This window comes from Streptomyces sp. NBC_00829 (assembly GCF_045161795.1).
Classification (GTDB): Bacteria; Actinomycetota; Actinomycetes; order Streptomycetales; family Streptomycetaceae; genus Streptomyces.
In genome coordinates this window covers 5508292-5521500 of record NZ_CP108867.1, presented here as the reverse complement: position 1 = coordinate 5521500, position 13209 = coordinate 5508292, and the positions used below count along the sequence as shown (strand labels likewise).

Genomic DNA, 13209 nt, shown 5'->3' with positions numbered 1-13209 from the left:
TCTGACGAGTTCTCACGGAGTCTTTCAAGAGCTCGCACAGGCCCTGATCAGGGGCTTGCCGTCCGGGGATCACGGCGTGCGCGGATCAGCCGAAACCGGAGGCGCGGAGTACTCCGCGGAGGCGGAGGGCCCGCCCACCCGGTCGACGGCAGGGCCGCCGGTGGGGGTGGCGTCGACGCCGGTCGTGGCGGGAGGCGGCACCTGGTCCTGGCGGTTGCCCGCGGCCCCGCGGTAGACGGCGGTGAAAGCGAGGGCGACCATCCCGATGCCCATCACCAGGGCGAGGATCCAGGCCACGGGCCGGTGCCAGCGGGCGCTGCCGCGGTAGGGGCGCAGGACGCCGCCGTGCCGCCCGTACGGACCGGTGTACTCGTCGTCGAAGTCGGGACCGTCGTCGTCGCCGTATGCCCGTCCCCGGGCGTACTCCCCGCCGTAGCCGTCGTCGTAGAGCTCCTCGTCGGGAGCTCCGCCGCGGGATCCCGCACGAGCGGCCTCGGCCTCGGCGCGGGCCTGGGCGGCAGCCAGAAGCCGCTCGACGGCGCTCGGCTCATGAATCTCGGCGGCCCGTACGAAGTCCTCGTCGAATACCACGGAGGCGAAGTCCTCGTCCGCGCCCCCGCGGTCGTCGTCGGGCTCCCAGCCGTCCGGAAACGGCCTGCCCCCCACGTCGTCCGGCACGCTTTCAGAGTAGACCTGGGCGATGGGTTTGGGCAGAGAGAGTCCGAAGTCTCCCCACCCGGGTGACGCGACAGACACTCACCGAGTGTGACCATCTCCTGTCACGATGTACTTCGTCGAGGTCAGCTCCGGGAGGCCCATCGGGCCTCGGGCGTGGAGCTTCTGTGTGGAGATGCCGATCTCGGCGCCGAATCCGAACTGGCCACCGTCCGTGAAGCGGGTGGACGCGTTCACGGCGACCGTCGTGGAGTCCACCAGTTGGGTGAACCGGCGGGCGGCTGCCTGCGAGGTGGTGACGATCGCCTCGGTGTGCCCTGAGGACCAGAGCCGGATGTGGCCGACGGCCGCGTCCAGCGAGTCGACCACGGCGGCGGCGATGTCGTACGACAGGTACTCGGTCTCCCAGTCCTCGGCCGTGGCGGGGACGACCGTGGCCTTGGTGACGTCGGCGTACTCCTGCACCCGCTCGTCGCCGTGCACCCTCACTCCGGCCTCGGCCAGGGCGTCCAGGGCGCGCGGCAGGAAGTCGGCCGCGATGTCCTGGTGGACCAGGAGCGTCTCCGCTGCATTGCAGACGCTCGGCCGCTGTGCCTTGGAGTTGATGAGGATGTCGACGGCCATGTCGATGTCGGTGTTCGCGTCCACGTAGACATGGCAGTTGCCGGTGCCGGTCTCGATGACGGGGACCGTGGACTCCTCGACGACCGTACGGATCAGGGAGGCGCCGCCGCGCGGGATGAGGACGTCCACCAGGCCGCGGGCGCGCATCAGCTCCCGTACGGAGTCGCGGTTCTCGCCGGGCACCAGCTGAATCGCGTCGGCCGGCAGTCCGGAGCCGCCGACCGCGTCCCGCAGCACCTTCACGAGCGCGCTGTTGGAGGCGTACGCGGAGGAGGAGCCGCGCAGCAGTACCGCGTTGCCGGACTTCAGGCAGAGGGCGGCGGCGTCCACGGTGACGTTCGGGCGGGCCTCGTAGATGATGCCGACGACGCCGAGGGGGACGCGCACCTGGCGCAGGTCGATGCCGTTCGGCAGGGTCGAGCCGCGCACCACCTCGCCCACCGGGTCGGGCAGGGCCGCCACATGCCGGACGTCGGCGGCGATGGCCCGCACCCGCTCCGGGGTGAGGGTCAGCCGGTCGACGACCGACTCGCTGGTGCCGGCCTCCCGGGCGCGCGCGATGTCCTCGGCGTTGGCCGAGACGATCTCGCTCGTACGGACCTCCAGGGCGTCCGCGATCGCCAGCAGCGCGTCGTCCTTCTCCGAGCGCGGCAGCGGTGCCAGGTCGGCGGCTGCGCCACGGGCACGGTAGGCGGCGCGGGCGACCGGGGAGAGGTTGTCGTACGGCGAAAGCGGCGAGGACGTCGTCATGCCCGCAGGGTACTGCGCCGGTCCCCGCGGGCGTCCATCACGTATTCCGCATATTCCGCATTGCGAGACGGAAGCCTCAGAAGGGGTGCACACCCACCGGCGCGGCCGGCGGCGGGCCGTACCCCTCCGCGATGCGCTGGTGGTACGTCTGGCGGTCGATGACCTCCAGGCCCACGATCTCCCACGGAGGAAGCCTGGCGCTGGAGCGGTGCTCGCCCCACAGGCGCAGCGCGACGGCGGCGGCGTCGTGCAGGTCGCGCGCCTCCTCCCAGTAGCGGATCTCCGCATGGTCGTTGGCGTACCGGCTGGTCAGCAGGAAGGGATGGTCGTGCGCGAGCTGTTCGAGGCCGCGCCGGACCTCCTTCAGCGGGGCTTCGGCGCCGGAGACGCTCAGCGTGATGTGCCACAGCTTCGACTGCACACGCTCCTCGGCGTGGGTGTCCGTCTCCGATCCCGATTCCTGGCCCGCCGCGCGGTCCTGGTAGTCGGCACCCGCTCCGACACTGGTCAGGGCTCTTTCCTCGCCCACAGCCCTCCGGGCGTGGGGGATGCCCCCCGACCCTCGGGGCACATCCCCGGGGCGCGCTCGTCTCACCGGCGGCCTCCTGTTGCATGTGTCGTGTGGCTGTACCCCGCCATTCCCCCGCAACAAAGTTGACCAGTCCGGGACGGGACGTGGGGCGCTTTTGCTGAAGGTCTCTGCCAGAAGACCTGTGTTTCAGCCGATTCAGGGCGTGAGGACGACCAGATCGTCCCTGTGTACGACCTCACGCTCGTAGGCCGGGCCGAGTTCCGCCGCCAGCTCGTGGGTGGAGCGGCCGAGCAGCTGAGGGATCTCCTTGGCGTCGAAGTTGACGAGCCCACGGGCCACGGCGCGGCCCTGGGCATCGCGCAGCTCGACCGGGTCGCCCGCGCTGAAGTCGCCCTCGACCGCGGCGATACCGGCGGGCAGAAGCGACTTCCTGCCCTGCACGACGGCGTTGACCGCGCCGTCGTCCAGGACGAGCGCACCCTGCGGTGTCGAGGCGTGGGCGAGCCACAGAAGCCGGTCCGCGGAGCGGCGTCCGGTGCTGTGGAAGTACGTGCCGGTGGCGCGGCCCGCGAGGGCGTCGGCGGCGCGGACGGCGGAGGTGAGGACGACAGGAACGCCCGCGGCCGCCGCGATCCTGGCGGCCTCGACCTTGGTGACCATGCCGCCGGTGCCGACTCCCGCCTTGCCCGCGCTGCCGATCTGCACATGTGCGATATCGGCCGGGCCGCGCACCTCGTCGATCCGCGAGCTGCCGGGCCTCGCCGGGTCCCCGTCGTACAGGCCGTCGACGTCGGAGAGGAGGACCAGCAGGTCGGCCCGTACGAGATGGGCGACGAGGGCGGCGAGACGGTCGTTGTCACCGAAGCGGATCTCGTCCGTCGCCACGGTGTCGTTCTCGTTGACGACCGGGACCGCGCCCATGGCGAGCAGCTGGTCCAAGGTCCGGTAGGCGTTGCGGTAGTGGGCGCGGCGGCTGGTGTCGTCGGTGGTGAGGAGCACCTGGCCGACCCGCACGCCGTAGCGCGCGAAGGAGGCGGTGTAGCGGGCGACCAGCAGGCCCTGGCCGACGCTGGCGGCAGCCTGCTGGCGGGCCAGGTCCTTGGGGCGGCGGGCCAGGCCCAGCGGGGCGAGTCCCGCGGCGATGGCCCCGGAGGAGACCAGCACTATCTCCTTCTCACCGCCGCTGCGGACTTTGGCGAGCACATCGACGAGGGCGTCGACGCGGTCGGCGTCGAGCCCGCCGGATGCGGTGGTCAACGAGGACGAGCCGACCTTGACGACGATCCTGCGGGCTTGCGTTACCTGCTGTCTTGCCACTGTCACAGACCCGAATCTATGTCAGTGCCCGCCGTGGCCGCGCGGGCATATCACTCGCTGGACAGCCGGCCCGCCGCGCCGCTCCTGCTGTCGTCCCACCACAACAGCGCCCGAGAAGTGACGAGTTGACCGGGATATGAACCAGGCTTCTCGTTTGGCTCTTGCCGGGCTGGATCCAAACGAAAGACCCCAGGTCGGGGTTGCGTCGGCGCCCGGCACCGGCCGTGCCTGTCCGTCAGCCCCTGAGCCTCAGGCGACGCAGCGCGCGCCGCACGAAGGAGGCGCGCCCGCGAGAACCGGGAGCGCGGCGCGCACGCAGCGGTCCGATCTGCTCCCCGCCGACCTCCTCGGCGGCTCTCACCTCGTAGACCGCGTCGGGGAAACCTTCCTCTCCCTCCCCGAAGCGCGGATAAGCGAGATACCTCCGGCCGTCCCGCTCCACCACCTCGGGAACCCGTCCCGCCCGCTCGAAGGCCAGCACCTCCGTCAGCAGGTCGAAGCGCCCCGCGGCGGCGCTGGTGAGCCGCAGCCGCTCGCCGACCCTGAGCCGGCGCGATACGCCCTCGGTCCAGTACGCGTCCATCAGAGGGGCCACCCGCGCCAGTTTGTCCCACCCCCGCTCCTGCGGCTGCTTCAGCACGATGGGGCCCAGCTGGGGAAGGAGCGAGGTGACAAAGGGCCTGACCATCAGCAGGTCACGCCGGTCGCCGGGCGGCACATGGTCGGCGATCAGCTTCATCAGCTCGTGCGCCGCGTCGATGATGGCCGCGTGTTCGACGCCCTTGGTGACGTGCTTTCCGTCGTCGCGGCCGACGAGGTAGTAGCAGGTGTAGTCGGCGACCACGGAGACACCGTCGGCCCGCAGATAGGCCTCCATCGTGAACAGCGCGTCCTCGCCGAGCCGCATGCCCTGGTCGAAGCGCAGGTCGTGGCGGACGAGCAGCTCGCGCCGGAAGAGTTTCTGGGCGCTCAGCGTGAACTTGATGGCCGAGGAGAAGACATCCGTACGCTCGGCGTTCGCCCGGAACATCGACCGCGGAGCACCCCGGTTGACGCCTTCCATTCTGCCGAGCACCACATCCGTGCCCGCCCGGTCGGCCACCGCGACCATCCGCTCCAGCGCCTCGTCGCCCAGGTGGTCGTCGGCGTCGAGGAAGAAGACATAGCGGCCCCGGGCGAGGGAGAGCCCGAGATTGCGCGGGCCGCCGGGCCCGCCGGAGTTCGCCTGCCGCACCACGCGCGTCCCGGTCCTGCTCCTGGCCGCGAACTTCTCCAGATACTCCCCCGTGCCGTCGGTCGACCCGTCGTCGACGGCGACGATCTCCATCCGGGCGGCGCCGATGGTCTGTGCCTCGACGGACTCCAGGCAGCGCTCCACATAGGGCATGGCGTCATAGGCACCGATGATCACGCTGACATCGGGCTCGTTCGCGTTCATGGCAGCATCCTCTCTCCGCGCCGTCTCGACCCGGCGCGGGGGTACGGAGCGGCCCGCGCCCCTCATCCGTACGGAAGCACGGAAGGGGGCACGGGCCGTCGTCGTCGGCGGGCACCGGGCCTCAGCGGGCGGCGGCGGAGTCCAGGCCGGCGGACTCGGCCTCGGCTGCCGCCGCGTCCTCGGCCGCATCCTCCGCCGAGACCTCGATCTCATGCTGGCCGGGGCCGGCGTTGCGCGCCTCGGCTCGGGCGGTCACAGCGGCGATCGCGGCGTTGAACTGGTCGATGGAGGTGGACTCGTCGGGCCCGAGCAGATACCGCTTCAGCTCGCGCCGTGCGCCCGCCAGTCTGTCCGCCGCCGGATCGGCGACGGCGTCCAGCAGCTCGCCCAGTTCCCCCGCGCTGTTGGAGAGGACGACCGCGGCTCGCACGGCGGTGTTCTGCCGCTTGAACTCCTCGGCGCCCATGGCAGCCGCGTCGGCGGCGGCGTACGGCTTGCCGCTCGCGATGAAGTCCGAGACCACGCTGGAGATGTCGGACACCATGCCGTCCGCCTCGTTGAAGCAGTCGTACAGGCCCGGCCGGGGGCCGGTCACCGTCTTGTGCTCCCACCAGCCGAAGGAGCGCCAGTAGGCGTCGTTCCACTCGGCCCGCAGTCGCTTGATCTCCGCGAGCCGCTGGGGATCGGCGAGCGAGATCCGTGACACTTCGGCCTCATCGCCGCCCGCCCTGCCGGGCTCGGACAGCTCGGCCAGGCGTGCGTCGACACGGGCGAGCGTCGCCCGCGCCGTTTCCTGGCCGGCCTGTGCGGCGGCGGCCTCCTGGGCCCAGCGCGGGTCGGAGGCGCGCTCGGCCGCGGCCGTGGCGACCAAAGCGGTGATACGGGTGTGGACCGCCTTCGCCTTGGCGCTGCGCGTGCCGGTGAAGGGGTGCGGCTTGTAGATCACGCGGACCGGGCGCTCGGCGTTCAGCAGACCCTTGACGATGTTCTCGCCGGCCAGCAGCAGCGAGGTGTTGCCCGGGTTGTCGTCCCAGCCCTCCCAGGTGGGGGCGTACAGGACGGTCGGGATCGGGTTCTTCGGGGTCCCGGTCCAGGACGTGATGGGGGCCAGCTGGGGGCGGCCCACCTCGACGATCTCGTCGTCGCGTACACCGACGTCGGCGAGCGCGTAGCGGTCGCGTCCGGCACGGCCTGCCGTCCACACCTCGTCGTAGACCTTGCTGAAGGGGTTGACGCTGGCGATCTTGTCGCTGTCGCCGTGGCCGATGAAGACATGCTTCATGGTCGGCACGCGCAGGATGTGGATGTTCTTGCCGACGTTGGCGGGGTACAGCGCGACACGGACCGTGGACAGGTCCATGTTCATCAGGTGCACTCCGCCGGGGACGCAGATGACCGGCACAGAGGTCTCGCCGAGCTGGGGCACGATGTAGCGCTCACGCAGGATGATCAGCGGACGGGCGTCCAGCTGCTCCATCGTCTCGACCCACATCTTCACCTGGTACGCCGACTCCTTGGAGCCGGAGAAGTAGAGGACGACGGTCGGGCGGTACTCGCGCAGCCAGGTGTCGATGCCCTTGAGGACCTTCGAGGCGTTCGGTACGAGCCGGCTCGGGCGCATGTAGAGGCAGAGAGCGGCGGTGTAGAGCAGGGCGAGGCCGAGGGTGATCGCCATACCGGCGTACGCGAGGACGTTGGTGTCCATCCGGGTGGCGGCCAGCACGCCCGCGACCGCGGGGATGTCCAGGTGGAGCATCTTCTCGGAGGATCGGTTCAGCAGTGCCTTCGAAGGCGCGTTGGGGATCCGCAGGCCGTGCAGATCGACGTTGCGTGTCACCACCGGCATGGTGCGGCGCAGACGGATCAGCGTGGCGAGGGCGCCGTGCGGGGCCTGGAGACCGAAGATGAGCAGGAAACCGCCGACCGCGACGTAGAACAGGGTCTGCTCGGCGAGGTCCAGCCGGGACAGCAGCAGCACCAGAAGCAGCTGACGCACCAGGAAGTGCATCGGCAGGCCGAACTTGATCTTGTTCAGCCGGTTGACGAGGTAGCTGCCGCGCTGGTGCAGAAACCAGTCGGCGACATACGTCACCGAGGCAGCCGCGACAAATCCCCAGAAACTGGGAATCAGAGCGGTGATCAGCATACAGGGAAAGCCCAGTCCCAGAAGGACTGCGGCAACCAATTCGGCTCCGCTGCCCACTCGGGCCCGGCGAATGGCGGTCGAAATCACGAAGAACCTGCTCCAGGGGGGTGCCGGTTTACCACAACAAAGATGCAATCACAAAGGAAAAGACTTCACGAATTCGGGCCTCTGTGTTCGCTTGCTGGGCGAACACAGAGGTCCGTCAATTTCAGCTGTCGGCAATCATCACACATCTTCCTGGCGGTCCAGAACGGCTGCCAGCGCCGCTTCGAATCCGGAAGCTTCACTCGCCTCGCGGGTCGGATCCTGCTGCCGTACGTCAATGACGTGACCGGTCAGTTCGGAGAGCAGAACATCCAGGGAAGACCTGGCCACAGCCTCGGAGGAGAGCAGCGAACCGCTCGGCTCCACACCGAAGGCCTTGGTCCGCATCGGCGTCGCGGTGCGTTCGGGATTCACACAGTTCACGCGAATTCCGTCGCTCGCCCATTCGTCGGAGAGGGCCTGGGTGAGGTTCACCATGGCCGCCTTGGTCGACGAATACAGGCTGTACTCAGCGCGTCCGCGGGTGTAGCTGGAGGAGGTGTAGAGCAGCAACTGGCCCTTGGTCTCCGCCAGGTACTTGTACGAGGCGCGGGCAATCTGGACCGGTGCCAGGTAATTGACGTTCAGCGCCTCCTGAATGGTCGTGTTGTCCGTCTCGGCGAGCTTGCCGATGCGCAGGACACCGGCTGTGTTGATGACGTAGTCGACCCGGCCGGTCTCGGAGTACGCCCTGGAGAGCGCGTCGTCGACATGCTCGGGGTTCTCGACATGGGTGCCGGTGGTGGAGCGGCCCAGCGCGTACACCTGCGCGCCGTACCGCTTCGCCAGCTCGGCGATGTCCGCGCCGATGCCGTACGAGCCGCCGAAGACGACCAGGGTGCGGCCGGCGAGCAGTTCGCGGTAGGCGGCCTCGTCGGCCTGACGGGGAGCGGCGGTTGTGGCCAGTTGGAAGAGTTTGTCGGCGATGAAGACGTCGACCGGCTGGGTCACCTTCATGTTGTACTCGTCGCCCGCGACGACATGGATCGGGACGTCCGGCAGGTACTTCAGGACCACCGAACAGTCGTCGGTGGCCTGGAAGTTGGGATCGCCCGCCGCGATCTCGTACGCCTTGCGGATCGTGGAGAGCTTGAACGCCTGCGGGGTCTGGCCGCGGCGCAGCCGCGAGCGGTCCGGGACGTCGGTGATGAACTCGCCGTCCTCGCCGTGGGTGCGGGTCACGATGATCGTGTCCGCGGACGGGATGGCGACATCGACCGCCTGATACCGGTCAAGTGCGTCGACACAGTCCTGGATCACCCGCTGTGACAGAAGCGGACGGACAGCGTCATGGAACAGGACGTTGCGGTCCTCGCCCTCGGCAAGTCCCTCTCCCAGCGCGGCGATCGCACGCTCGGTGGTCTCGTTCCGCGTCGAGCCGCCTTCGATGACCCCGGCGACCTTGGTCAGTCCGGCCCTTGCGATGATCTTCTCCACGTCGGGCACAAAACCCGGCGCCATCAGCACAATCACATCGTCGATGGACTCCGCCTGCTCGAAGATCGTCAGCGTGTGCTCGATGACAGCCTTGCCGGCGATCTTCAGCAGCTGCTTGGGGATCGACAGACCCACACGCTGGCCGGTACCACCGGCGAGCACAACAGCTGTGGTGCGGGGCTTGGCTATGGGCTGCACAGACACAGACGACGACCTACCTTGCGGGGACTGGGGAACATTCCGATAGTTGCACTCTGCGTTACCGTCTCGCAAGGCGTAGGCCATTCACGCCACACCTCTGCGCAACCCGCCGTTCGCCTTGCCATCAGGCTAATCCGGGCACACCAGACGATTGACCGGGTGACCGAGACCACATGAGTGCTTGGCTCGAATCGCTCTTGCCGCCAAAACGCCTCCTGTAGTCGACCCCGGATTACGTATGCAGGAAATCCCTACATATCGACCACGTTGAGAGCGAGATCGTTCGAGGCGGTGTAGAAGAGGCGGACGCGGACGCGCTGAGCGGGCCTTCTGAGGATTTTCTTGGCGAGCGCACGCGCGAGACTCCCCTTCCTCTTCTTCGGCAGAACGGCCAACGGATAGTTGTAGACGTCCTTCTTCATGACCACGTCGTCCAGTACGCGGCCGATCTTCACCGGCTGGGCATCCGGGGCATATCGGAGGAAGGTGTCCCACACATCGTGTGCGGTGATCTGCTCCGCGGCCGGAGCGGTACCGGCGATGGTGAAGTGGAACACACCCGCGGCGTCCCACCGCCCCGGGACGGTCAGTTCCTTCGCGGGCTTCTGACGGCGGCGCAACACAAGGACGGGGTTCCCGGCCGGGCTCGCGCCGATCAGACTGCCCGACAGGGTCATCTTCCGCCCGGCGACCCGGACGTCCGCGGCCTCCGCGTGGACCGCCCTGACCCAGGACCGCAGCACGAGCGTGCCCCGTGTCCTGTCGGCGTACGGCACGAGATTGCAGACGGGCTTTTCGGGTACGAGCCGCTCAGCGGCGTGCATGGCGCCGCGCTGATCGACGTTGCGGCTGCCGAGGCGGGCCCGCGCACCGGTCGCCGCCGACTCGGCGAAGAGCTCCCAGATGCCCTCGCCGAGCTCCTCACCGGCGGGGACGGTCACGGATCCGTCCGGCCCGAAGGGAAAGGTGTGCACCTCGGTGCTGCCCGTGGTCCGTACGCACAGCAGCCGCAGCCCTGCCTCGTCGGCCGCCGGGCGGGGCGTGACCAGCGTGATGACCAGCTCGCCCCGCGAGCCCACCACGCAGTCGGCGACCGGCTCGAAGTCCGGCGCGCCACCGCGCTGCGAGAGAGCGGCGCTGAGCTCCTCGAAGAGGTTCTCGTACTCCTTGACGACCTGCGAGGGGTCGAAGCGGCAGGAATTCTCGCGCGCGGCGGTGCCCAGACGGCGGCGCAGCTCCCCATCGTCGATCAGCCTCAGCAGCGCGTCGGCGATCGCCTTGCGGTCGCCGACCGGGACGAGGACACCGTCCACCCCGTCCTTGATGATCTCCCGCGGTCCGTAGTCGCAGTCGGTGGAGATCACCGGCAGGCCGCAGCGCATGGCCTCGACGAGCGTCATGCCGAACGACTCATGGCGTGAGGTCGACACCGCGATCGCACCCTTGGCCCACTCGGGTTCGATGGGCGAGTGCGGACCCATCAGATGGACCTTGTTGTAGAGGCCCATGGTGAGGATCTTGTCGCGGAGCCTGGGGCGCTGGTCGCCGCCGCCGTAGATGCGCAGCACCCACTCCGGGCGCTGGGCGGTGACCTTGGCGAAGGCGTCGACGAGGACGTCGTACTGCTTCTCGGGGGCGAGCCGTCCGGCGGCGACGACGGTGGTGCCCGTCCCGTCGGAGGGGGCGACCTGGGGCTCGGGGACGCTGTTCGGGATGGCCAGCACACGGGTGCCGGGCAGCGGCATCCTCTCCCGCCAGATGGCGGCGTCGCCCTCGGAGACCGTCACGAAGGCGTCCATCGCCGCGAGATGCTCGTACATCTCGGCGCGCAGCGCTGCCTTGTGATGGTTGTGCGACATGTGTTCCTGGCCGATGCGGACCGCGCCCCGCGGGGCGAACTGTGCGACGTACGCGACGAGCCCGGGGCGGGTGCCGACCACGACGTCCGCGTCCGAAGTGGCGTAGTGCTCGCGGACGCGGTCGTCGGTGAGCCGGCTGTACTCCTTGTAACGCGCCTCGTTCTGCGGGAAGAAGGCGGCGGGCTGGAGCTGGAAGGGGTGTTCCTTCTCGTTCGTCGGGGAGTTCACCCGGGTGTCGACGAGGGGAACGACGGAGATCCGGGGGTCGATGGTGAACAGAGGTACGTCCCGGTGCCTGAAGACCGAGACGATCTCCACCTCGTGCCGGCTCACCAGCTCTTCGGCGAGGTTGAGAGTGGTGCGGATCGTCCCGCCAATACCGTAAACGGTATGGATGAGGAAGGAGATCTTCATCGGCCCTTGCTGCTCCGTTCAACTGGGGATCGGGAGGCAATCGGATGTTCCATAGATCGCCACACGCCCCGTCAGACGGTTGCCGTCTCGCCGAGGTTGCCCCTCATCCCACGATTTAGCCTGATCAGGGGAGACAGAGGGGGATGAACACACCCCACCTTGACCAAGCGTTTGCCGGTCGACCGGAACGCCGAGCTCCGGGACGGAGTCCGGCGTTCCGGGGCGGCAGGCCTGCCGGTGTGCCTAGAAAGGGTCGAACTCGTCGAACTCGCGCTGCGCATCGTCGCGCTCCGCTTCCCGGTCGCGGCGGCGCTGGGCCGCGGGGCGCGGGGCCTCCAGGCGGTGGTCCTCGCCGCGGCGGCCGAGCATCTCCGCGCCCGCCATCATCGTCGGCTCCCAGTCGAAGACGACCGCGTTGTCCTCGGGGCCGATGGCCACGCCGTCGCCCGCGCGGGCCCCGGCCTTCATCAGCGCCTCCTCGACACCGACGCGGTTGAGGCGGTCTGCGAGATAGCCGACGGCCTCGTCGTTGTTGAAGTCGGTCTGGCGGACCCAGCGCTCCGGCTTCTCGCCACGCACGCGGAAGTGACCGTCCTCCTCCTGCACGACCGTGAAGCCCGCGTCGTCGACCGCCTTCGGGCGGATGACGATCCGGGTCGCCTCCTCGACCGGCTTGGCGGCGCGCGCCCCGGCGACGATCTCGGCCAGGGCGAAGGAGAGTTCCTTCAGGCCGGTGCGCGCCACCGCGGACGCCTCGAAGACGCGGTAGCCGCGCGCCTCCAGGTCGGGGCGGATCATGTCGGCGAGATCCTGGCCGTCCGGGATGTCGATCTTGTTGAGGACGACGATGCGCGGACGGTCGTCGAGACCGCCGTACTGCCGCAGCTCCTCCTCGATGACGTCGAGGTCGGAGACAGGGTCGCGGTCGGACTCCAGCGTCGCCGTGTCCAGGACGTGCACGAGCACGGAACAGCGCTCGACGTGGCGCAGGAACTCAAGGCCCAGGCCGCGGCCCTGGCTGGCGCCGGGAATCAGGCCCGGCACGTCGGCGATGGTGTAGACGGTCGACCCCGCGGTGACCACACCGAGGTTCGGCACGAGCGTGGTGAAGGGGTAGTCCGCGATCTTGGGCTTGGCGGCGCTGAGCACGGAGATCAGCGAGGACTTGCCCGCGCTCGGGTAGCCGACCAGCGCCACGTCGGCGACGGTCTTGAGCTCCATGACCACGTCGCGCGACTCGCCCGGCTCGCCGAGCAGCGCGAAACCGGGGGCCTTGCGGCGGGCGGAGGCCAGCGCGGCGTTGCCCAGGCCGCCGCGGCCGCCCTGGCCCGCGATGAAGGTGGTGCCCTGGCCGACGAGGTCGGCGAGGACATTGCCCTGCTTGTCGAGGACCACGGTACCGTCGGGCACGGGCAGGACGAGATCCTGGCCGTCCTTGCCGGAGCGGTTGTCGCCGGCGCCGGGCTGTCCGTTGGTGGCCTTGCGATGCGGGCTGTGGTGGTAGTCGAGCAGCGTCGTCACGGACTGGTCGACGACCAGGATGACATCGCCGCCACGGCCGCCGTTGCCGCCGTCGGGGCCGCCGAGCGGCTTGAACTTCTCCCGGTGAACGGAGGCGCAGCCGTGGCCTCCGTTACCCGCGGCGGCATGCAGCTCAACGCGGTCCACGAAGGTGGTCATGGGTGTGCCTCCAGATATGTACGGAATGTCTTAGGTGTAACAAGCGAAAGGC

Annotated in this window: 9 protein-coding genes; all 9 read right to left on the bottom strand. The window is 69.2% G+C overall.

Features of this window, described 5'->3' with window-relative positions:
• Positions 1-69: 69 nt before the first annotated feature.
• Entirely contained in the window at positions 70-678 is a 609-nt protein-coding gene (locus tag OG293_RS24465) for a hypothetical protein (RefSeq protein ID WP_406000926.1), read from the bottom strand.
• A gap of 78 nt (positions 679-756) precedes the next feature.
• Positions 757-2049, bottom strand: coding sequence for a glutamate-5-semialdehyde dehydrogenase (locus tag OG293_RS24460; protein WP_406000925.1), 1293 nt, complete (start codon positions 2047-2049; stop codon positions 757-759).
• A 76-nt stretch (positions 2050-2125) separates the two neighbouring features.
• On the bottom strand, positions 2126-2644 hold the full coding sequence (locus OG293_RS24455) for a hypothetical protein (RefSeq protein WP_406000924.1): 519 nt from the start codon (positions 2642-2644) through the stop codon (positions 2126-2128).
• Between the two features lie 132 nt (positions 2645-2776).
• Positions 2777-3904 carry a glutamate 5-kinase gene (gene proB / locus OG293_RS24450; RefSeq protein WP_406000923.1) on the bottom strand — a complete coding sequence of 376 codons (1128 nt, stop codon included), beginning with the start codon at positions 3902-3904 and terminating at the stop codon, positions 2777-2779.
• A gap of 229 nt (positions 3905-4133) precedes the next feature.
• Positions 4134-5336 carry a glycosyltransferase family 2 protein gene (locus OG293_RS24445; protein WP_406000922.1) on the bottom strand — a complete coding sequence of 401 codons (1203 nt, stop codon included), beginning with the start codon at positions 5334-5336 and terminating at the stop codon, positions 4134-4136.
• Positions 5337-5457: 121 nt separating this feature from the next.
• Positions 5458-7569, bottom strand: coding sequence for a hypothetical protein (locus OG293_RS24440; RefSeq protein ID WP_406000921.1), 2112 nt, complete (start codon positions 7567-7569; stop codon positions 5458-5460).
• A 138-nt stretch (positions 7570-7707) separates the two neighbouring features.
• Positions 7708-9207, bottom strand: a complete 1500-nt coding sequence (locus tag OG293_RS24435) for an SDR family NAD(P)-dependent oxidoreductase (RefSeq protein WP_406000920.1) — start codon at positions 9205-9207, stop codon at positions 7708-7710.
• A 248-nt stretch (positions 9208-9455) separates the two neighbouring features.
• The gene (locus OG293_RS24430) at positions 9456-11477 is read right to left on the bottom strand and encodes a glycosyltransferase family 4 protein (RefSeq protein WP_406000919.1); all 2022 of its coding nucleotides are present in this window, start codon (positions 11475-11477) and stop codon (positions 9456-9458) included.
• Positions 11478-11720: 243 nt separating this feature from the next.
• Entirely contained in the window at positions 11721-13157 is a 1437-nt protein-coding gene (gene obgE / locus OG293_RS24425) for a GTPase ObgE (protein WP_406000918.1), read from the bottom strand.
• Between the last annotated feature and the right edge of the window lie 52 nt (positions 13158-13209).